18 protein-coding genes are annotated in these 20773 nt (G+C 53.4%); 6 read left to right on the top strand and 12 right to left on the bottom strand.

Annotated features, from left to right (window positions below):
• Positions 1–89 precede the first annotated feature (89 nt).
• The 8 genes from damX to OGY18_RS18215 all read right to left on the bottom strand — a co-directional run bounded on the left by damX (position 90) and on the right by OGY18_RS18215 (position 6870).
• The gene (gene damX, locus OGY18_RS18180; protein ID WP_198579437.1) at positions 90–1391 is read right to left on the bottom strand and encodes a cell division protein DamX; all 1302 of its coding nucleotides are present in this window, start codon (positions 1389–1391) and stop codon (positions 90–92) included.
• A gap of 96 nt (positions 1392–1487) precedes the next feature.
• The gene (gene aroB, locus OGY18_RS18185; RefSeq protein WP_063941382.1) at positions 1488–2576 is read right to left on the bottom strand and encodes a 3-dehydroquinate synthase; all 1089 of its coding nucleotides are present in this window, start codon (positions 2574–2576) and stop codon (positions 1488–1490) included.
• A gap of 57 nt (positions 2577–2633) precedes the next feature.
• Entirely contained in the window at positions 2634–3155 is a 522-nt protein-coding gene (gene aroK / locus OGY18_RS18190) for a shikimate kinase AroK (protein ID WP_003023552.1), read from the bottom strand.
• A gap of 404 nt (positions 3156–3559) precedes the next feature.
• Entirely contained in the window at positions 3560–4807 is a 1248-nt protein-coding gene (gene hofQ, locus OGY18_RS18195) for a DNA uptake porin HofQ (protein ID WP_286553905.1), read from the bottom strand.
• Positions 4710–5123 (bottom strand): HofP DNA utilization family protein, encoded by a 414-nt coding sequence (locus OGY18_RS18200; RefSeq protein ID WP_286553907.1) that lies wholly within the window; start codon positions 5121–5123, stop codon positions 4710–4712. Before OGY18_RS18200 ends, hofQ begins: the two co-directional genes overlap by 98 nt.
• On the bottom strand, positions 5113–5568 hold the full coding sequence (locus OGY18_RS18205; RefSeq protein WP_148361394.1) for a HofO family protein: 456 nt from the start codon (positions 5566–5568) through the stop codon (positions 5113–5115). The genes OGY18_RS18200 and OGY18_RS18205 overlap by 11 nt, the downstream gene beginning before the upstream one ends.
• On the bottom strand, positions 5552–6091 hold the full coding sequence (locus tag OGY18_RS18210) for a PilN domain-containing protein (protein WP_286553910.1): 540 nt from the start codon (positions 6089–6091) through the stop codon (positions 5552–5554). The genes OGY18_RS18205 and OGY18_RS18210 overlap by 17 nt, the downstream gene beginning before the upstream one ends.
• Positions 6091–6870 carry a type IV pilus biogenesis protein PilM gene (locus OGY18_RS18215; RefSeq protein WP_286553912.1) on the bottom strand — a complete coding sequence of 260 codons (780 nt, stop codon included), beginning with the start codon at positions 6868–6870 and terminating at the stop codon, positions 6091–6093. The genes OGY18_RS18210 and OGY18_RS18215 overlap by 1 nt, the downstream gene beginning before the upstream one ends.
• Before the next feature lie 120 nt (positions 6871–6990).
• Between OGY18_RS18215 and mrcA the strand changes: the two genes are divergently transcribed.
• Complete coding sequence (mrcA, locus tag OGY18_RS18220; protein WP_166465280.1) at positions 6991–9543, top strand: peptidoglycan glycosyltransferase/peptidoglycan DD-transpeptidase MrcA; 2553 nt, start codon at positions 6991–6993, stop codon at positions 9541–9543.
• A 105-nt stretch (positions 9544–9648) separates the two neighbouring features.
• On the opposite strand, the gene nudE is transcribed toward mrcA, so the two are convergent.
• Positions 9649–10209: an ADP compounds hydrolase NudE gene (gene nudE, locus OGY18_RS18225; protein WP_003827667.1), complete on the bottom strand. Its 561-nt coding sequence runs from the start codon at positions 10207–10209 to the stop codon at positions 9649–9651.
• Positions 10210–10531: 322 nt separating this feature from the next.
• Between nudE and igaA the strand changes: the two genes are divergently transcribed.
• The 4 genes from igaA (at position 10532) to hslO (ending at position 14713) form a co-directional block, all read left to right on the top strand.
• Positions 10532–12667 (top strand): intracellular growth attenuator protein IgaA, encoded by a 2136-nt coding sequence (gene igaA / locus OGY18_RS18230; RefSeq protein WP_286553919.1) that lies wholly within the window; start codon positions 10532–10534, stop codon positions 12665–12667.
• A 62-nt stretch (positions 12668–12729) separates the two neighbouring features.
• Positions 12730–13398 carry a GMP/IMP nucleotidase gene (yrfG, locus tag OGY18_RS18235; protein ID WP_003023533.1) on the top strand — a complete coding sequence of 223 codons (669 nt, stop codon included), beginning with the start codon at positions 12730–12732 and terminating at the stop codon, positions 13396–13398.
• A gap of 10 nt (positions 13399–13408) precedes the next feature.
• The gene (gene hslR, locus OGY18_RS18240) at positions 13409–13810 is read left to right on the top strand and encodes a ribosome-associated heat shock protein Hsp15 (protein WP_016157639.1); all 402 of its coding nucleotides are present in this window, start codon (positions 13409–13411) and stop codon (positions 13808–13810) included.
• A 24-nt stretch (positions 13811–13834) separates the two neighbouring features.
• Positions 13835–14713, top strand: coding sequence for an Hsp33 family molecular chaperone HslO (gene hslO / locus OGY18_RS18245; RefSeq protein WP_003023531.1), 879 nt, complete (start codon positions 13835–13837; stop codon positions 14711–14713).
• Between the two features lie 109 nt (positions 14714–14822).
• Here the strand turns inward: hslO and OGY18_RS18250 are convergent, their stop codons facing one another.
• Entirely contained in the window at positions 14823–16541 is a 1719-nt protein-coding gene (locus tag OGY18_RS18250) for a DUF4153 domain-containing protein (RefSeq protein ID WP_126956373.1), read from the bottom strand.
• A 378-nt stretch (positions 16542–16919) separates the two neighbouring features.
• Between OGY18_RS18250 and pckA the strand changes: the two genes are divergently transcribed.
• On the top strand, positions 16920–18542 hold the full coding sequence (gene pckA, locus OGY18_RS18255; RefSeq protein WP_003023529.1) for a phosphoenolpyruvate carboxykinase (ATP): 1623 nt from the start codon (positions 16920–16922) through the stop codon (positions 18540–18542).
• 74 nt (positions 18543–18616) lie between these two features.
• Here pckA and envZ read toward each other — a convergent pair whose 3' ends face one another.
• Both envZ and ompR read right to left on the bottom strand, forming a co-directional pair.
• Positions 18617–19969, bottom strand: coding sequence for a two-component system sensor histidine kinase EnvZ (gene envZ, locus OGY18_RS18260; RefSeq protein ID WP_003827658.1), 1353 nt, complete (start codon positions 19967–19969; stop codon positions 18617–18619).
• The gene (gene ompR, locus OGY18_RS18265) at positions 19966–20685 is read right to left on the bottom strand and encodes an osmolarity response regulator transcription factor OmpR (RefSeq protein ID WP_001157751.1); all 720 of its coding nucleotides are present in this window, start codon (positions 20683–20685) and stop codon (positions 19966–19968) included. The genes envZ and ompR overlap by 4 nt, the downstream gene beginning before the upstream one ends.
• Positions 20686–20773: the final 88 nt, after the last annotated feature.

A 20773-nucleotide genomic window follows, 5' to 3' on the forward strand; every position in this document is an offset into this window, starting at 1 on the left:
CTGTGGAGAAAGCTCCGACAGCATCCTGCGCTTTAGTCTTTGTCCCGCAATTGGGCGAAACATCAAACCATTGCAGAACATATCCTATCTTACTTCAAATCGGCCTGAACCTGATGCAGCGGTTTTGCCCACGGGTTTTTCGCCTGAATATCAGCGGGTAACGTAGACACTGCACGTTTCGCATCTTCTTTAGACGCATACACGCCTGTCACCAGAACATACCACGGTTGACCGTTACGCGTCGTCTGGTACACCACGTAGTTCTTCAGGTTTTCTTTCTTCGCCCAACCGTTCAGGTTGTCGTAGTTAGAAGAACTGCTGAGCTGCAGCGTGTAATGGCTGGACGGCGCAGATTTTAACGCTCCAACATTACCTGCACTTTTCGCTCCGCCAGCAACAGGCGTTGTTGCTGTCGCCGTTGGCGCAGGCGTTGCAGTCTGTGCTGGCGCAGTTGTGGTTGCTTTCGGCTCAGCGGTCGCTTTCGGCGTAGCGGTTACCACAGGTGCTTTAGTTGTGGTGGTCGGCGCGGTAGCAGTTACGGTTGGTTTTGCCTGGGCAACAGGTTTCGGCTCTGTCGGCGTCGCTTTCACCGTAGTTTGCGGTTTGCTCTTCGGCTCAATGACGGCCTGTTTGCGTTCCTGATGCGAAGCCGCAGGACGTTCAGTCGTTTCCGTTTTCGCAGTCTGGCGCACAGCATTACCATTACGCATCGGCGCAACGGTCGCAGGTTCGGTCGGCAGCGTAGAGTTAACCACAACGTTGTTAACCTGTTCCTGACCTTGCGGTTGCGTCAGAGCGTTGTTCAAATCGCCCTGCACTTCAACACGCTGCTGCCCTTCAGTTGCCGCAGGTGCCTGACCTTGAGTCGGGGTAGAGGAAATCGGTGGCAGGGAAACATCCTGCTGGGTATTGCCAGCGGTCTGCTCAGCGCCCGTTACAGGTGTCGTTGCACTCGCCTGATCCGTTGCATTGCTGCCAGAGAGATCGATGCTCTTCTCGCCAGATGCTGCCTGCTCATTGGAAGAAGATGAGGGGGCTTTCAGCGCAGAACCAATGCCGATAATCAGCAACAGCAGTACCAAAACACCCACGCCCATCATCATATACTGGCGGGAGGCAGGCTTGCTGACGGCTTTCTTACGTTTGCGCGGACGACGTTCTACACGCTCTTCATCCACCGCATCGTCATCAGATTCATACTCTTCTTCAATGTCCTGCTCTTCATCACGCTCTTTGCGTGCGCGCGCAGGACGGCGATCGTCAGCATCCAGATCAACATCATCAAAATTGATTTGCGGCTCATTATCGCGTTCAGACGATTGACGAGAACGACCAGTACGACGATCGCTGGGATCGGGTTTCAGCTCGTCTTCTGGTTTGAATTCATCCATTTAACACCCCACTCAAAGGTTAATGCTTACGACTTTGCACATAACCTGAAGCTAAAAGACCTACGTTTCGCAACGTAAGCCTGACCTTTCTTGTTGTTACGCCTGCTGGCAATCAGCAATAGCGTTAAGAACCACCTCGTGCGACACTCCGCCGCGCACTTCACTCTTCCCTATCGCTCGCGGAAGCACCAAACGAATCTCTCCCGCTAACACTTTTTTATCTCGCAGCATGTGCGGCAGATAAGCCTCGGTGGACATTTCACGCGGCCCATTCACCGGTAAGCCTGCTCGCTGTAACAGCGTAATGATGCGCTGCGTATCAGCGGAGGTGAACTGACCCAAACGTTCTGACGTACGGGCAGCCATTACCATACCTGCGGAGACTGCTTCACCATGTAACCAATTGCCATAACCCATTTCAGCTTCGATCGCATGGCCAAACGTGTGTCCCAGATTCAGTAAAGCACGTAAGCCCATTTCACGCTCGTCTGCTGCGACAACTTCTGCTTTCAGCTCACAACAACGACGAATACAGTACGCCATCGCCGGACCGTCCAGACGCAGTAACGCATCCAGATTGTCTTCCAGCCAGCTGAAAAATTCACCGTCAAGAATGATGCCGTATTTGATCACTTCCGCCAGCCCCGATGCCAGCTCACGCGCAGGAAGCGTTTTCAGACAATCGAGATCCACCACCACGGAGGCCGGTTGGTAAAACGCGCCAATCATGTTTTTACCGAGGGGATGGTTTACGGCGGTTTTGCCGCCAACGGAGGAGTCGACCTGCGACAACAGGGTTGTCGGGACTTGAATAAAACGAACACCACGCTGATAGCTGGCTGCCGCAAAACCGGTCAGATCGCCAATCACGCCGCCGCCAAGGGCAACTAACGTGGTATCACGACCGTGCGGTTTTTGCAGTAACGCGGTGAAAACCGTATCCAGAACCGTCAGGCTTTTATACTGCTCGCCATCGGGAAGGATAACGCTATCAACGTTAACACCCGCCTGTTCAAGTACGCCGCGAACCTTATCGAGATAAAGGGGAGCCAGGGTTTCGTTGGTCACCAACATAACCTGATCGCCCGATTTCAGCGGTAAGAATGAAGCTGGCTCATTGAACAAACCAGCCGCGATGGTGATAGGGTAACTACGTTCCCCGAGAGTGACTGTGATCCTCTCCATTACGCGACATCCACCTTAGTTACTTGTACCCGCAGACGAGTGTGTATTCAGCCAGAATTAGTTGCTTTCCAACATATGAATAATCTGGTTTGCTACGACTTTTGCGCTCTGATCGTCGGTGCGAATGGTCACGTCAGCAATCTCTTCGTACAGAGGATTGCGTTCGTCAGCCAACGCTTCCAGAACTTCACGAGGCGGTGATTCTACCTGCAGCAGCGGGCGTTTCTTGTCACGTTGAGTACGCGCAAGTTGTTTTTCAATTGTCGTTTCAAGATAGACCACGACGCCACGCGCGGAAAGACGGTTACGTGTTTCACGTGATTTTACAGAGCCACCGCCAGTTGCCAGCACAATACCCTGTTTTTCCGTCAACTCGTTGATGACTTTTTCTTCGCGATCACGGAAGCCGTCTTCACCTTCTACATCGAAGACCCAGCCCACATCAGCTCCGGTTCGTTTCTCAATCTCTTGATCAGAATCGTAAAATTCCATATTGAGTTGTTGAGCTAACTGGCGCCCAATAGTGCTTTTTCCGGCACCCATAGGCCCAACCAGAAAGATATTGCGTTTCTCTGCCATTTTTTCGGTACTACTAAGACTATTCGTTAATGGTAAACCCGCTTCGCAGACACCCAGCGCAGCAGGACATGAACTGAAACCTCATAAGATATTGCGAGAGTCAGACTGAAAATTATCTCAATACTCAAGCGGGTTTGGCAACTGAATAAATCACCAAACCTAACGCATTTCTGGTCGTGGCAGGCATGCTACCCTGCAAACATCAGACCTGGCGACGTATCGCGCAGTCAAATGACACCCAATAAGCCTATGGCACACCACCGGAAAGGCAAAGCGTATTCACTGCCGCATAAGTAAAGAAAAGTACCGACGCTCAAATCGGTACTCCTTGTATGCTAAATACACCCTCACGTCAAATCCCTGAAACGTGTTCAGTGCAAAAACAATGGCTTTTCATGCATAAGTTATTCCGTTGAAACCAGTCTGGGCGTAATAAAGACCACTAATTCGCGCCGTTCATCTTCTTTACCATCATGGCGAAAAAGAGAGCCAAGCCAGGGAATGTCGCCTAATAGCGGCACGCTGTCGGCTGCGGATTTATTCTTATGTGAAAAAATCCCGCCAAGCGCAATTGTCTCGCCGTTTTTTACCTCGACCTGCGTTTCAATCTCCTGCTTGTCGATAGCCAGCACTTCGCCATCTGCCTGCTGTAGAACCTGTCCGGGAACATTCTGGCTGATATGCAGTTTCAGCCTGATTCTCCCTTTCTGCAATACCGTTGGTGTTACCTCCATCCCCAGTACCGCTTCCTTGAACTCGACGGATGTCGCACCGCTTTCACCGCTGGAGACCTGATAAGGGATCTCACTGCCCTGCTTAATACTGGCAGGTTGCAGGTGAGATGCCAGTAATCGTGGACTGGCGATGATATCCAACTGCTGTTTTTGCTCCAGCGCAGACAACTCCAGTTCCAGTAAACGACCGTTAATGCGGCCAATGTTAAATCCCACGCGGGATGTGGCGGTGGCTACAGAGAGATCGCTGGCAAGCGTTGTAACATTCCCAACCGCCCCCGATTGTTGTGCGTCAGCCAGCGACCACTTCACCCCCAGCTCGCGCAAACTTTTTTCATTTATGGTGACGATATGCGCCGCCAGTTCGACCTGGGCAACCGGCAAATCCATTTGCGATACCCACTTTTCCAGGGTGTTAAGCGCAACGCTATTATCACGCAGCAGTAAGCGGTTGGTCCGTTTATCCACCGTCATGCTTCCTTTGGCACTGAGCAGCTTTTCTCCTGCTTTTGCCAGCTCGGCAGCATCGGCATAGTGCAAAATAATGCTGCGCTGCTCCAGCGGCATACTGGCCTGAATCCGCGCCTGTTCATTGTCCTGGCGGGCCGCATTTTCACTCTGCCATTGAACAGAATGCACATGCAGGATATTGCCCTCCTGGCGTAATACCAGCCCGGCACTTTTTACCACCGTCTGCAATGCCTGCTTCCAGGGGACATCCGTCAAATGCAACGACAGCACACCGCTGACATCTGGCGAAACCACCAGGTTTTTCTGTTCCTGTTCAGCCAGCGCCTGCAATACCTGCGTAACCGGCACATCATCGACCACCAGCGTCACGTTTTGCGGTTTCGTCGCCAGCGCGCTCGTTATCCCGACCGCCAGCGCTATTACTATCCACGCTATCCATCGCTTCATTTACCGCTCCTTGTCGTTGCCACTGCCATCGCGGCGGTTCGCAGTTTTTTTCTGTATCGAGGGTTATGTTCTGGGCCGTTATCTGCGTAATCGTCCAACCGTTTTTCAGGACGTCATTTCGCTTAACTCGCTGCCATTTTTTCTGGCTATCCTGAACGATGCCGATGGGTCGCATGCCCTGGCTCACCATGCCCTGAAACCGCCATGTCGACAGCTCAGCAATTTGGCAACGGTCCTCCGGCGGCAGGAAGGGATTACGCATACCGGTGAGCATCAGTACGCTCATACATGCCAACAGCCAGCGTTCAACCGTCATTCAGACGCTCCAGCTGTAGCGTTAGCAGCAACTCCGTGTCTTCTGCGCTAAGCGAAAATCGGCTGACGTTCATCCCCTGTTCCGCCAACTGGACAAACGTCTGCGGGATAGCATCCCAGGCCGATATCAGCGCCATCTCTCCGCCTTGCGCGGAGGGTTGCCAGTGGATAAGACGAGTAAGTGAAGTCTGAAACAGCAGCGGGGAGAACAGGGTCAGTTTCTCTTCCGGCTCTGCTGGTGATGCCGCCAGCAGATAGACATCTCGCCATTGCATCTGAATAGCTGCCCGTTGTTGGACCAGCGTCTCGCGTTGCATCGTCCGCTCCCGCGCGACGGGATAAAGACATAACGTCACCAGTATGAGTAGCCCTAACATCCAGCCGCACCAGCAGATGAGTCGAAAGCGCGGCGACTGCGCTAACCAGACATCACAGAGCGTTATCATGCGCACCGCTCCGTGTCAGTCGATAGTGGAATTGCCAGCGTCCCTGCGCATCCTGCTGCGTTTCACCGGGGCTGCTCAACTGAAACAATGGCTGCTGGCGTAATTGCGCCTCCAGCGCCTGCAGCGCGGCAAAGTTCAGCGTGTTTCCCGTCAGTTCCAGCGTGTCCTGCTGCCAGGTCATTTTTGTTAACCACGCCTGCTCCGGCAGTAATTCCGCCAGCTCTTGCAATACCGACTGCCAGCTTCGGGTCTGCTCACGCTGTTTGTTCCTTGCCTGCACCTGCTGCCATCGTTGCTGGCGCTGCTGCATACGCGGCTTTAGCGCCATTAAGGCCTCGGCCCGCGTCTTTTCGGCGTCTGCCAGCAACAATTCAGCCCGGTTTTCTACACTCATCACGCTGTAATAGCGCAATAACACGCCGATACTGAGAAGGATTGAAGCGCTAAATAAAACACACCAGAAGCGCAGGCAGGCGCGGCGTCGTGTTTGGCGCCAGGGCAGAAGGTTGATAGTCGCTATCATCAATACGCGCCCCCCATAGCGAGTCCCAGCGCAATGGCGAAGTGATGGCTTTGCGTTGGAATGGGCGGCTGGCGTACAGACACGGCGCTTAAAGGATCGAAGCCGCCGGGTGAGCATTGCGCAATGGCTGTCGTGGGCAGAGACAATGCCGTGGCAAACTCGCCGATACTGCCAATATCGCCCGTTGATTTACGTCCCCATGCCGAACGGGTCGCCCATAACCACTGGGCGTCATCACGCCATACCAGACACTGCTGATGCTCTGGCAAGAAGGGAATAAATCGCTGTAACGCGCTGGCATCCGGTGTAATCGCCGTAACCTGCACCTTCAGGGTTTGGATAAGCGTCAGAAGCGCTGAAATCTCTTTGCTTTGCGCAGCAGTGACGTTAAACGCCGGGCTCAACGTGTCTTCGCTATAATCAAAATGCAGCGCATCCGGCGCCATATCGAGTTCACGCGCCATCGAACCGGACAACCATGCGGTTTGCTCTGGCTCGCGTAACGTCATTGTCGGACGAGGAAACTTTTTTTGTAACGTCCTGTTGGCGGGAAAAGAGAGATGAATATGGTGTCGGCGAGGGAGCTCCCGGCTCCACGGCAGTAGCGCGGCGACCAGCTGTTCAGGCTCGCGAATGTGGCCATCGACGATAACCTGAGGCGTCAGCGGTATACGCCACCAGCGTTGCAGATACCAACCTGATGCTTCGCGAACGATAGCGACAGCCAGCGCTTCATGTTGCTGAATATGCAGACCAATTTTCCAGATATTGAAAGCCATTGCTGATGATCTCCTTATCACCCGTCGCTTTAACGGGTATATCAATGCGTCTGGCTTGCCTTTATACTACCGCGCGTTTGTTTATAAACTGCCCAAATGCCACTAAATGGGAAATCTCCAGTGAAGTTCGTAAAGTATTTATTAATCCTTGCAGTATGTTGCATCCTGCTGGGAGCAGGCTCGATTTATGGCCTTTATCGCTATATCGAGCCGCAATTACCTGACGTCGCGACGCTCAAAGATGTGCGTTTACAGATCCCGATGCAGGTTTACAGCGCTGACGGCGAGCTAATCGCGCAATATGGCGAGAAACGTCGAATCCCGGTCACACTGGATCAGATGCCGCCGGTAATGGTTAAAGCCTTTATCGCCACAGAAGACAGCCGCTTTTATGAGCACCATGGGGTAGACCCGGTGGGGATCTTCCGTGCGGCCAGCGTCGCGTTGTTCTCCGGTCACGCGTCGCAAGGGGCGAGTACCATTACCCAACAGTTGGCGAGAAACTTCTTCCTGAGCCCGGAACGTACGCTGATGCGTAAGATCAAAGAAGTGTTCCTGGCGATCCGCATTGAACAACTGCTGAGTAAAGATGAGATCCTCGAACTGTATCTGAACAAGATCTATCTGGGGTATCGCGCCTATGGCGTGGGTGCTGCCGCGCAGGTCTATTTCGGTAAGACAGTGGATCAACTCAGCTTAAGTGAAATTGCGGTGATTGCCGGTCTGCCAAAAGCGCCGTCAACCTTCAACCCGCTCTATTCGATGGACCGTGCAACCGCGCGACGTAACGTTGTACTGTCGCGTATGTTGAGCGAAAACTACATCACGCAGGCCCAGTACGATCAGGCGCGCGGCGAGGCCATTGACGCTAACTACCACGCGCCGGAAATCGCTTTCTCTGCACCGTATTTGTCTGAAATGGTGCGCCAGGAGATGTATAACCGTTATGGCGAGAAAGCCTATGAAGACGGGTATCGCATCACCACCACCATTACGCGCAAAGTACAGCAGGCAGCTCAGCAGGCAGTACGTAACAACGTGATGGATTACGACATGCGCCACGGCTACCGCGGCCCGTCGAACGTGCTGTGGAAAGTGGGCGAAAGCAGTTGGGACAGCAAGAAAATTACCGATACGCTGAAAGCGCTGCCGACTTATGGCCCCCTGCTGCCGGCGGTTGTTACCAGCGCCAATCCACAGGAAGCCATTGCCGCGCTGGCGGATGGTACATCAGTGTCATTACGGATGGATGGTATGCGCTGGGCGCGTCCTTACCGTTCAGATACTCAACAAGGCCCAACGCCGCGTAAAGTGACTGACGTAGTACAGACTGGCCAGCAAATCTGGGTACGCCAGGTGGGAGATGCCTGGTGGCTGGCGCAAGTGCCGGACGTCAACTCAGCCCTGGTCTCCATCAATCCGCAAAACGGCGCGGTGCTGGCGCTGGTTGGTGGTTTTGACTTCAACCAGAGCAAGTTTAACCGTGCAACCCAGGCGTTACGTCAGGTGGGCTCCAACATCAAGCCATTCCTGTATACCGCCGCGATGGATAAAGGTCTGACGCTGGCGAGCATGCTCAACGACGTGCCGATCTCCCGCTGGGATGCCGGTGCTGGTTCCGACTGGCAGCCGAAGAACTCCCCGCCGCAGTACGCCGGTCCTATCCGCTTACGTCAGGGGCTGGGTCAGTCGAAAAACGTAGTCATGGTACGCGCCATGCGCGCCATGGGCGTGGATTACGCGGCAGAGTATCTGCAACGTTTCGGCTTCCCGGCACAGAACATTGTGCATACCGAGTCGCTGGCGCTGGGTTCTGCTTCGTTCACACCGTTGCAGGTGGCACGCGGTTACGCAGTGATGTCTAATGGCGGCTTCCTGGTCGATCCGTATTTCATCAGTAAGATTGAAAGCGATATGGGCGGCGTTATCTTCGAAGCGAAGCCGAAAATTGCCTGCCCGGAATGCGATATTCCGGTGATATATGGCGATACCCAGAAATCTAATGTGCTGGAAAACAGTAACGTAGAAGATGTCGCCGTCTCGCAGGAACAGCAAAATTCCGCCGTGCCTATGCCGCAGCTTGAGCAGGCTAACCAGGCTCTGGTCGCGCAAAGCGGCACACAAGAGTACGCTCCGCACGTGATCAACACACCGCTGGCTTTCCTGATTAAAAGCGCGCTGAACACCAATATCTTTGGTGAACCAGGCTGGATGGGAACCGGTTGGCGCGCAGGTCGCGATTTACAGCGTCATGATATCGGCGGGAAAACCGGGACTACCAACAGCTCTAAAGATGCGTGGTTCTCCGGTTACGGACCAGGGGTAGTAACGTCGGTATGGATCGGCTTTGATGACCATCGCCGCAACCTTGGTCATACAACGGCTTCCGGCGCGATCAAAGACCAAATCTCCGGCTACGAAGGCGGTGCGAAGAGTGCGCAGCCTGCATGGGATGCTTACATGAAATCCGTGCTGGAAGGTGTGCCTGAACAGCCGCTGACGCCACCGCCGGGTATCGTGACGGTCAATATCGATCGCAGCACAGGACAACTGGCGAGCGGTGGCAATAGCCGCGCAGAGTACTTCATTGAAGGCACACAACCGACGCAACAAGCGGTGCATGAGGTGGGAACAACCATTATTGATAATGGTGAGACACACGAACTGTTCTGATCGATTGCCGGATAGCGCTTCGCTTATCCGGCCTACAATTTCGGTACAATTATTTGATCTTCCGAAATTTTGTAGGCTGGATAAGGTATCAGTTGGCAATCGTAATTAAAGCCGCCCCTGCCCTTTCAGCCATTCGCGTACGAGGAACAGCGCACTGACATTACGCGCTTCGTGAAAATCAGGATCTTCCAGCAGGTCCATCAAATGCGCCAGCGGCCAGCGCACCTGCGGTAATGGCTCAGGTTCATCACCCTCCAGCGATTCAGGATATAAATCCTCTGCCACTACGATGTTCATCTTGCTGGAGAAATAAGATGGCGCCATGCTGAGTTTCTTTAAAAACGTCAGATCTTTTGCGCCAAACCCCACCTCTTCTTTCAGCTCCCGATTCGCCGCCTCAAACACGCTTTCGCCAGGATCGATTAATCCCTTGGAAAAACCCAGTTCGTAGGATTCGGTCCCGACCGCGTACTCGCGAATAAGGATCAGATGATCGTCAACAATCGGCACAATCATTACCGCTTCACGCGTGGATGGACGCATGCGTTCATAAACGCGGCGTACGCCATTGCTGAACTCAAGGTCCACGCTTTCGACCTTAAAAAGCCGGGATTGGGCGACGGTTTCCACTTTCAAAATCGTGGGTTTCTGTAATGATTTGCTCATTGTGAGGATCTTTGCTGTGAAATCTGGGGTTATTGTGCGATATACCGCACGGTTTCGGCAATGTGAATTGCCGTTTATTTACATTTATGTAACGTACTAAAAGTTAATCCCTATTTCAAATTAAAAGTCAATAGGTTGAAATAACTCCAGGAATTTGCTGATATTCCATTTTTGGTGATTTTGCTATGATTCGCATTTACTGGGCTGTATTTAAAGATGCTCAAGTTCGACTCCACACTTGCCGATAGCCAACCACAGAATCACGAATATTGAACAGGGTGCGACTGACCACGCCTGACAGACTAAGTAAGATGGGGAAAGCATGAGCACCATTCTGATTTTTTTAGCTGCTTTGCTGGCCTGCTCATTGCTTGCAGGATGGCTACTCAAATCAAAATCCAGGCAGAAAAATTTACCCTTGAGCAGTGTCTTCTCAGACGCCTCGAAACGTAAACTCGCGCCTGAAGAACGCAGTGCAGTCGAAAACTATCTCGAAAGCCTTAGTCAAATTCAGCAAGTACCTGGTCCAACGGGAGCCAGTTCTGCGCCGGTCTCATTAACGTTGAATGCCCAAAGTAATAGCGTCATCGTGCTTACTCGTTCGATTACACGTTACGGCATTACCACCGACGATCCTAACAAATGGCGCTACTATCTTGATTCCGTTGAGGTACATCTTCCCCCTTTCTGGGAACAATACATCAATGACGAAAACAGCGTTGAGATAATCCACACCAATACAATACCACTGGTTATCTCGTTGAACGGCCATACGCTACAGGAATATATGCAGGAAGCGCGTGGCTATGCGTTGCAGCACACCGCTTCTACCCAGGCATCCATTCGTGGTGAAGAAAGTGAGCAGATTGAACTGCTGAATATTCGCCAGGAAACCCATGAAGAATATGCGCTCAGCCGCCCTTCGGGATTGCGCGAGGCGTTGCTGATAACCGCATCATTCCTGCTGTTCTTTTTCTGTTTGGTTATCCCGAATACGTTTGTGCCGTGGGCAGTCGGTGGCGCGGTGTTGCTGTTAGCTGCGGGACTGTGGGGATTATTCGCTCCGCCGTCCAAAAGCGCCCTGCGGGAAATTCATTGTCTGCGCGGTACGCCGCGTCGCTGGGGGTTGTTTGGCGAAAACGACCAGGAGCAAATTAATAATATCTCGCTGGGTATTATTGATCTGATCTACCCACCTCACTGGCAACCTTACATCGCCCAAGACCTTGGCCAGCAAACGGATATCGATATTTATCTCGATCGCCACGTTGTCCGCCAGGGGCGTTTTTTATCTCTGCACGATGAAGTGAAAAACTTCCCATTACAGCACTGGCTGCGCAACGCCGTCATCGCGGGCGGCTCGTTGCTGGTACTGCTGATGCTGCTATTTTGGATCCCGCTGGATATGCCGATAAAGGTCACGCTTTCCTGGATGAAGGGCGCGCAAACTATCGAAGCCACCAGCGTTAAACAGCTCGAAAACGCGGGCGTTCGCGTGGGTGACACGCTGCACCTGAGCGGTACGGGTATGTGTAATATTCATACCCAAGGGAGCTGGAATGCGCAGCCCACCACGCCGTTTATGCCTTTCGATTGCTCGCAAATTATCTGGAATGACGCGCGCGCATTACCGCTGCCCGAATCCGATCTGGTGAATAAGGCCACCGCGCTCACGCAGGCCGTGAGCCGTCAGCTGCATCCCAAACCTGACGATGACTCTCGCGTCAGCGCATCGCTACGCTCGGCAATCCAAAAGTCCGGCATGGTGTTACTGGACGATTTTGGTGAGATTGTCCTTAAAACGGCCGATCTGTGTGCAGCCAAAGATGAATGTGTACGCTTAAAGAATGCGCTGGTTAACCTCGGTAACAGTAAAGACTGGGCCGCGCTGGTGAAGCGAGCGAACGCAGGCAAGCTGGATGGGGTGAACGTGCTGCTGCGTCCGGTAAGCGCAGAGTCGTTGGATAATCTGGTGAATACCTCTACGGCGCCGTTTATTTCACGCGAGACTGCGCGAGCAGCCCAGGCGCTGAATAGCCCTGCCCCTGGCGGTTTCCTGATTATCAGCGACGAAGGCAGCGATCTGGTCGATCAGCCGTGGCCGACGACCTCGCTATATGACTATCCTCCCCAGGAACAGTGGAACGCCTTCCAGCGCCTGGCGCAGATGCTAATGCAGACACCATTTCGCGCGGAGGGGATCGTCACCAATATTTCGACTGACGCCAATGGCACCCAGCACATTGGCCTGCATCGTATTCCGGATCGTTCAGGATTATGGCGCTACCTTGGCACGACGCTGCTGATGTTCTCCATGCTCGGATGCGCTATCTACAACAGCATACAGGCATTCAGACGCTACCAGCGTCACCGCACCCGCATCGCGGAAATTCAGAGCTACTACGAAAGTTGTCTCAATCCAACACTGATTGACAACCCGGAAAGCCTGATTCGATAACACGCTCGCGCGACAGGATATGCTACCCTGTCGCGCATCATGTTTTCTTCTGGGGAGTTTCCATGCATATCAATATTGCCTGGCAGGATGTCGACACCGTGTTGTTAGATATGGACGGCACGCTGCTCGACCTGGCATTCGATAACTATTTCTGGCAAAAATTGGTGCCGGAAACCTATGGCGCGAAGCAGGGTATCTCTCCTCAGGAAGCTCAGGACTATATTCGTCAGCAGTATCATGCCGTGCAGCATACGCTAAACTGGTATTGCCTGGATTACTGGAGCGAGTGCCTGGATCTGGATATTTGCGCCATGACCACGGAACAGGGACCGCGCGCCGTTTTGCGCGAAGATACCGTACCGTTTCTTGATGCCTTAAAAGCCAGCGGCAAGCGCCGCATTTTGCTCACCAACGCGCATCCGCATAATCTGGCGGTGAAGCTTGAGCATACCGGTCTGGCCTCACACCTTGATTTATTACTTTCCACCCACACATTTGGTTATCCCAAAGAGGATCAGCGGTTATGGCACGCTGTGGCTGAAGAAACGGGAATGAGTGCAGAGAAGACGCTGTTTATTGACGACAGCGAACCCATTCTCGACGCCGCTGCTCTGTACGGTATTCGTTACTGCCTCGGCGTGACCAATCCCGACTCCGGCATCGCCGAAAAACAGTACGCACGCCATCCGTCACTGAATGACTACCGCCGACTGATCCCCTCACTGATGTGAAGGAGACGCCATGAAAGAAAAGCCCTCTGCTGAAGTCAGGCTGGATAAATGGCTGTGGGCTGCACGCTTTTACAAAACGCGTGCGCTAGCCCGCGAAATGGTTGAAGGCGGTAAGGTGCACTACAACGGCCAGCGCAGTAAGCCAAGCAAGATTGTCGAGCTGAACGCTACCCTCACCCTGCGCCAGGGAAATGACGAGCGAACGGTCATTATCAAGGCCATTACCGAGCAGCGTCGCCCGGCAACGGAAGCCGTTACGCTGTATGAAGAAACCGCGGAAAGCGTGGAAAAACGCGAAAAAGTGGCGCTGGCGCGTAAACTTAACGCGTTAACCATGCCGCACCCGGACAGGCGACCGGACAAAAAAGAGCGCCGCGACCTGTTACGATTTAAACACGGCGACAGCGAGTGACTGTCACCTGCAAGAGAGATGATTATGCCGCAACATGACCAATTACATCGTTATCTGTTTGAAAACTTTGCCGTGCGCGGCGAACTGGTGACCGTTTCGGAAACCCTGCAACAGATCCTCGAAAATCATACTTACCCGCAACCGGTCAAAAACGTACTGGCTGAGCTACTGGTTGCCACCAGCCTGCTCACCGCCACGCTGAAATTTGCCGGTGATATCACTGTGCAGTTGCAGGGTGATGGTCCGCTGAGCCTGGCCGTCATCAACGGCAACAACAATCAGCAGATGCGCGGCGTGGCCCGCATGCAGGGTGATATTCCTGAAGATGCCGACCTGAAAACGCTGGTGGGCAACGGCTACCTGGTGATCACCATTACCCCGGAAGAAGGCGAGCGTTATCAAGGCGTGGTCGGTCTGGAAGGTGACACGCTGGCAGCGTGTCTGGAAGATTACTTCATGCGTTCTGAACAGCTGCCGACACGCCTGTTCATCCGCACTGGCGACGTTGATGGCAAACCCGCTGCTGGCGGAATGCTGCTGCAGGTAATGCCGGCGCAAAACGCGCAGGCAGATGATTTCGATCACCTGACAGCCCTGACTGAAACCATCAAAGCCGAAGAGCTGCTGACGCTGCCGGCCAACGAAGTGCTGTGGCGCCTGTACCACGAAGAAGAAGTTACTCTCTACGATCCGCAGGACGTTGAGTTCAAATGCACCTGTTCACGCGAACGCTGCGCAGGCGCACTGAAAACGTTGCCGGACGAAGAAGTGGACAGCATTCTGGCGGAAGAAGGCGAGATCGATATGCACTGCGATTACTGCGGTAGTCACTATCTGTTTAACGCCATGGATATTGCTGAGATCCGCAGCAATGCCTCCCCTGCCGATCCCCAGGTGCATTAATCACTGTCTTGCCTGATGGCACGGCGCTTATCAGGCCTACGGAAAAACTGTCGTAGGCCTGATAAGACGTTCACGCTGCCATCCGGCAAAAACGATGTCGGCAACACACTCACTCGGTGTAATAAGTCATCGGCAGTCTTTTGCCATCAATAGTGATATCCCGCCAGATTCTGGGGGTTGAGCCCAGTTGCTGATTCGCTACCGCCTGCAGCAATTTATCCTTAGTGAATCCTTCAGGTAGCGTGGCGACCGCTAACAAATCCCATTTGTTTTTCTGCATGCCGAAGACCAGACTCTCCCCATCGCCAAAGGCATATAACACCTGCTCAGGATGACCATCCGCATTGAGGTCCTGACTCACCAGTACGCACGCATTCTGCTCAGCACAAGAGGTGATGCGATACCCCTGTGTTTTGACAAACGCCCAGAACGCATCGTCTGGCTTCTGGCTCCCCGGAGCCATCACAACCTTCGATACTAACTGTGTTGCGGTTAGCTCTTTAACCGGATCCCGGCGCCCTTGCAGCAGAGAATTCAAGTCGCGTCTGCGTTTACTGTCTTGATTAAACGCCACATCTTTTTGTAATGCTTCCAACGCTGCGCGCCCCGGTTTTCCGCTGTGATCCAACATATACAGGCTGACTTGATCCGGTTTAATTTTCCCGCTGTGATACAACCCCATATGGCTGTTAACGCTGATGCGCCAAGCATCAATAACCGGCGATGACAGCAGAACCAACAGCCCCAACGCCAGCAACGAAACGCCAAGAATGACCGGCCCCTGAAGCTCAAGCGGATTGCGCCCGCGGCGCAAAATGCTGGCCAGATAGCCAAACGACCATACCAGCAGCACCACGACCACCAGCACGCCATAAACGCGCTCAGGCGTCCAACCGTACTGCTGTATTCGCACCCACAGTGACCAACCGGCAATCAGCATATAGATGGGCGCGACAATCAGAGAGCATTTGATCAGGTAGCGTAACGCGCCAGGATAGGGTAACGCCTCTTTTTGCGGTTCACGCACGATAGCTATCAACAGCAACAGGAGCAGCGTCAGCGTTGACATCAGCCCGGCCGCAGACACACGTTGCGAAATAGCCTCCAGCCCGGTGAAGGGTAAGGTCAGTATGAACATCAGCGCCAACAGCGCGACCAGAGGTAACAGACCGGTGGCGATAAACGTCAGTAATTTTTGTACCGCCGTGACCAGACGCGACTGTGTACGGGCCAGTACCACTGCCAGTGCGGTAATCAGACCAAAGGCCACATAGCCAAACCAGTCGGTATCAAAGAAGAGCGTGCTGAAGAAGGGAATACCGACCAGCTTAAACATCTCGCTCCATAGCAAGAGCACCAGCCAGAACAGACCGTTGGCGACAAAGACAATCAGCAACGTCAACGCATTAAGCCACAATTGCCGATAAAAATGCGGGTAACGCGCCTGCTCACGAGAGACATGAAGCGAGTACTGAATCCAGGGCAAGGCAAGCATCGCCATCAGCAGTAAGCGCCAACCGTAGAACATAAAAACTTCATGTTGCCGCCACTTATCACTGTCCTCGACTTGCCACTTTAGCCAGACACTCATCGCCAGCACGACAATAAAGATCAACGCCATCCAGTACCACAGCGCGCGTTGTTTGAAAGAAACAACAGTAAGCAAAAGGGCCGAGGTGATCGCAATCGTCGCAGGCATGCCATAGAACAGCCAGCCGTCATTATGGGGCGCCAGATATGTCATCAGCAGATAGCATAATGTCCCCTGCAACAGGCCGATAAATATCATGCCCCAACGCGTCGTACGTGAAATTTCAGCACTATCCATGTCAGTATCCAGAATGAAGGGAAAAGCTAATTATCGCATCAACTTCACAATTTTGAGCATTGATAGAGCGATTTCAGACCACGATGACGGGAAGTGAATCGATATTGTTTATGTATAACCCACATTCATTTCTTACGTGAATGCGATTACACTCACAAGATTCCCGCCAAAAACACTCTCCATTAACGTTTTAAGAACATTTTCCACAACAAAAAAGGGTTTCCTGCCATAATATCTGCCTCTTTGTGACAGGAGTCGCAGCGCATTCGGTCGCCCGTGATTTTCCCGGATGCGTAAATCTATGAGCCTTGTCGCGGTTAACAATCCCTAAAAAACCTTACTATTCCAGGTAATACATATTGGCTAAGGAGCAGTGAAATGCGTGTGAACAACAGTTTAACCCCGCAAGATCTCAAGGCTTATGGTATCAATGACGTTCAGGATATCGTTTACAATCCAGACTACGACACGCTTTTCCAGGAAGAACTTGATCCAAACCTGGAAGGTTATGAACGTGGCGTGTTAACGAATCTGGGCGCCGTTGCCGTTGATACCGGTATCTTTACCGGACGTTCGCCAAAGGATAAGTACATTGTCCGTGACGACACCACGCGCGACACGCTGTGGTGGTCCGACAAAGGTAAAGGTAAGAACGACAACAAACCGCTCTCCCCGGAAACCTGGCAGCATCTGAAAGGATTAGTCACCCAGCAACTTTCCGGCAAGCGCCTGTTTATCATTGATGCTTTCTGCGGCGCTAACGCCGATACCCGTCTTTCCGTGCGCTTCATTACCGAAGTTGCCTGGCAGGCGCATTTTGTCAAAAACATGTTCATCCGCCCAAGCGACGAAGAGCTGGTTGATTTCAAACCTGATTTCATCGTGATGAACGGCGCTAAATGCACCAACCCGCAGTGGAAAGAGCAGGGTCTGAACTCCGAAAACTTCGTGGCTTTCAACCTGACTGAGCGTATCCAGTTGATTGGTGGCACTTGGTACGGCGGCGAAATGAAGAAAGGTATGTTCTCCGTAATGAACTACCTGCTGCCGCTGAAAGGCATTGCCTCCATGCACTGCTCAGCAAACGTTGGGGAAAAAGGCGATGTGGCAGTCTTCTTTGGCCTGTCCGGCACCGGTAAAACCACGCTGTCCACCGACCCGAAACGTCGCCTGATTGGCGATGACGAACACGGCTGGGATGACGACGGCGTGTTTAACTTCGAAGGCGGTTGCTACGCGAAGACCATCAAACTGTCTAAAGATGCCGAGCCGGAAATCTACAACGCGATCCGTCGTGACGCGCTGCTGGAAAACGTCACCGTGCGCGAAGATGGTTCCATCGATTTCGATGATGGTTCAAAAACTGAGAACACCCGCGTTTCCTACCCGATTTATCACATCGATAATATCGTTAAGCCGGTGTCAAAAGCGGGCCATGCTACCAAAGTGATCTTCCTGACCGCCGACGCATTTGGCGTGCTGCCGCCGGTTTCTCGCCTGACGGCAGACCAAACGCAGTACCACTTCCTGTCTGGCTTCACCGCCAAACTGGCCGGTACCGAACGCGGCGTCACCGAACCGACCCCGACCTTCTCTGCCTGTTTCGGCGCAGCATTCCTGTCTCTGCACCCAACGCAGTACGCAGAAGTACTGGTGAAACGTATGCAGGCGGCAGGTGCGCAGGCGTATCTGGTTAACACCGGCTGGAACGGTACCGGCAAGCGTATCTCTATCAAAGATACCCGTGCGATTATCGATGCCATCCTGAACGGTTCGCTGGATGACGCGGAAACGTTCCGTCTGCCGATGTTTGACCTGGCTATCCCGACCGAGCTGCCGGGTGTGGACACTCGCATTCTCGATCCGCGTAATACCTACGCATCTCCGGAGCAGTGGCAGGAAAAAGCCAACGCACTGGCGAAACTGTTTATCGAGAACTTCGAGAAATATACCGACACCCCTGCAGGTGAAGCGCTGGTTAGCGCCGGACCGAAGCTGTAACGAAAAGTGCCGGATGGCGGTTTCGCCTTATCCGGCCTACAGCAACAAAAAGGGAGGCATTTTGCCTCCCTTTGTTATGCGTCTTTCGTGTTGCCCGGCGCGCGAGTGAAGGGAACCGGAAGCCATGCACGAATCGACAACCCACCGCGTTCACTGGTACCAATCTCCAGCATACCGTTATGGTTATCAATAATACGCTGCACAATCGCCAGCCCCAGGCCCGTACCGCTGGTACTGCGCGCGCTGTCTCCGCGGACAAACGGCTGGAACAGGTGTTTACGCTGCTCCGGCTTGATGCCCGGACCATCATCTTCTACCTGGAACCAGGCGCGATGCTGCTCCATTCCGCTACTGACCTTAATCCAGCCGTTGCCGTAGCGGGCGGCGTTAACCACCATATTGGCAACCGCACGCTTGATCGACAGCGGGTGCATCTTCACCTGAATGCTGCCCGGCAGCAGTGCAGTTTCGATTTCACGTTCGTAGCCGCTTTCTGCCGCAACCACTTCACCCAGCACCGAGTTCAGATCTGCCATCTCCATTGGCATCTCCTGACCGGTACGCAGGTAATCGATGAACTGCTCGATGATGGCGTTACACTCTTCGATGTCCTTATTGATGGACTCCGCAAGATAACCGTCCTCTTCGCCCATCATTTCCGTCGCCAGACGAATACGCGTCAGCGGGGTACGTAAATCGTGGCTCACGCCCGCCATTAACAGCGTACGGTCATCGGCCAGCTGCTTCACGCCCGCAGCCATATGGTTAAAGGCTCGGGTTACGGAGCGCACCTCCGAAGCGCCATACTCACGCAACGGCGGCGGAATGATACCTTTCCCCACCTGCAGCGCCGCATGTTCAAGATCCACCAATGGCCGGTTCTGGATACGGATAAACAACCAGGCCCCACCGATAGCCAACAGCATAATCGCCAGCGTATAGCGGAATAGCGGCGAGAAGTCGCCCTGATGAATTTCCGTAAGCGGCACGCGTACCCAGATATTGGGCGACAGCCAGGTTTTCAACCACACGACCGGCGAGCTTTTGTTTACCTCAACGCGGACTTCCGTTGGGCCACCCAGTTGCTGCGCCATCTGATGGCTTAAGAATTCATAGTGTTGCGCCCAACGCAGTCCGGCTTCTTCAGCGGCCTCGTTGGAATAGAGGGAAATACCCAGCTCACGATAAATTTCCCGGCGGAATGCGGGCGGCACCACCAATTGCGTACCGTCCTCCAGCTGCAGTTTATCGGTCATCAGCATACGAACTTCGTACGCCAGGACCTTATTAAACTGCTGGAGGCTCGGCAGAATCGCGAAGTTCAGCACTACCAGGTATGTCGTCACCAGGCTGGCAAACAGCAAGGTGACGATGAGCAATAACGTGCGGGCAAACGAACTTCGTGGCGAGAAGCGCATTCGCCTCATGCTTTAGAACCGTCCGGAACAAAGACGTAGCCCAGACCCCATACGGTCTGAATGTAGCGTGGATGAGCCGGATCTTCTTCCACCATGCGGCGCAGACGGGAGATCTGGACGTCGATAGAACGTTCCATCGCAGAATATTCACGACCACGGGCGAGGTTCATCAGCTTGTCTCGCGACAGCGGCTCGCGCGGGTGGCTTACCAGCGCTTTCAGTACTGCAAATTCCCCGCTAGTGAGCGGCATCGGCTCATCTTCGCGGAACATTTCACGCGTACCGAGGTTCAGCTTGAACTTACCAAAAGCGATAACCGCTTCTTCCTGAGAAGGTGCGCCCGGCAGTTCATTCGCCTGACGACGCAGGACTGCGCGAATACGAGCCAGCAGCTCACGCGGGTTAAACGGTTTCGGGATGTAATCGTCGGCACCGATTTCCAGCCCTACGATACGGTCAACTTCTTCACCCTTCGCTGTGACCATAATGATCGGCATCGGGTTGCTCTGGCTGCGCAGGCGACGGCAAATAGACAGGCCATCTTCTCCAGGCAGCATTAAATCCAGCACCATCAGGTGAAAGGACTCACGGGTCAGCAGACGATCCATCTGCTCAGCGTTTGCGACGCTTCGAACCTGGAAGCCCTGCTCGGTCAGATAACGCTCCAGAAGCGCACGCAAGCGCATGTCGTCATCGACCACCAGAATCTTATAGTTCTCTTGCATTGTTATTACTCCCAAAGGTTCGCAACAATTAAGTGTATATTCTTAAGAAAGCTAACGTGAGTCACCAGCGAATTCTGGTATGAATTCC

This window comes from Citrobacter sp. Cpo142, from assembly GCF_030332425.1.
Taxonomy (GTDB): Bacteria; Pseudomonadota; Gammaproteobacteria; order Enterobacterales; family Enterobacteriaceae; genus Citrobacter; species Citrobacter portucalensis.

Coding starts and splice junctions, on each gene's coding strand:
- OGY18_RS18210 (WP_286553910.1), bottom strand. CDS start 6,091: ATGATAGCGACTATCAACCTTCTGCCCTGGCGCCAAACACGACGCCGC.
- aroB (WP_063941382.1), bottom strand. CDS start 2,576: ATGGAGAGGATCACAGTCACTCTCGGGGAACGTAGTTACCCTATCACC.
- pckA (WP_003023529.1), top strand. CDS start 16,920: ATGCGTGTGAACAACAGTTTAACCCCGCAAGATCTCAAGGCTTATGGT.
- hofQ (WP_286553905.1), bottom strand. CDS start 4,807: ATGAAGCGATGGATAGCGTGGATAGTAATAGCGCTGGCGGTCGGGATA.
- hslO (WP_003023531.1), top strand. CDS start 13,835: ATGCCGCAACATGACCAATTACATCGTTATCTGTTTGAAAACTTTGCC.
- OGY18_RS18200 (WP_286553907.1), bottom strand. CDS start 5,123: ATGACGGTTGAACGCTGGCTGTTGGCATGTATGAGCGTACTGATGCTC.
- damX (WP_198579437.1), bottom strand. CDS start 1,391: ATGGATGAATTCAAACCAGAAGACGAGCTGAAACCCGATCCCAGCGAT.
- hslR (WP_016157639.1), top strand. CDS start 13,409: ATGAAAGAAAAGCCCTCTGCTGAAGTCAGGCTGGATAAATGGCTGTGG.
- OGY18_RS18215 (WP_286553912.1), bottom strand. CDS start 6,870: ATGGCTTTCAATATCTGGAAAATTGGTCTGCATATTCAGCAACATGAA.
- envZ (WP_003827658.1), bottom strand. CDS start 19,969: ATGAGGCGAATGCGCTTCTCGCCACGAAGTTCGTTTGCCCGCACGTTA.
- nudE (WP_003827667.1), bottom strand. CDS start 10,209: ATGAGCAAATCATTACAGAAACCCACGATTTTGAAAGTGGAAACCGTC.
- OGY18_RS18250 (WP_126956373.1), bottom strand. CDS start 16,541: ATGGATAGTGCTGAAATTTCACGTACGACGCGTTGGGGCATGATATTT.
- yrfG (WP_003023533.1), top strand. CDS start 12,730: ATGCATATCAATATTGCCTGGCAGGATGTCGACACCGTGTTGTTAGAT.
- OGY18_RS18205 (WP_148361394.1), bottom strand. CDS start 5,568: ATGATAACGCTCTGTGATGTCTGGTTAGCGCAGTCGCCGCGCTTTCGA.
- igaA (WP_286553919.1), top strand. CDS start 10,532: ATGAGCACCATTCTGATTTTTTTAGCTGCTTTGCTGGCCTGCTCATTG.
- ompR (WP_001157751.1), bottom strand. CDS start 20,685: ATGCAAGAGAACTATAAGATTCTGGTGGTCGATGACGACATGCGCTTG.
- aroK (WP_003023552.1), bottom strand. CDS start 3,155: ATGGCAGAGAAACGCAATATCTTTCTGGTTGGGCCTATGGGTGCCGGA.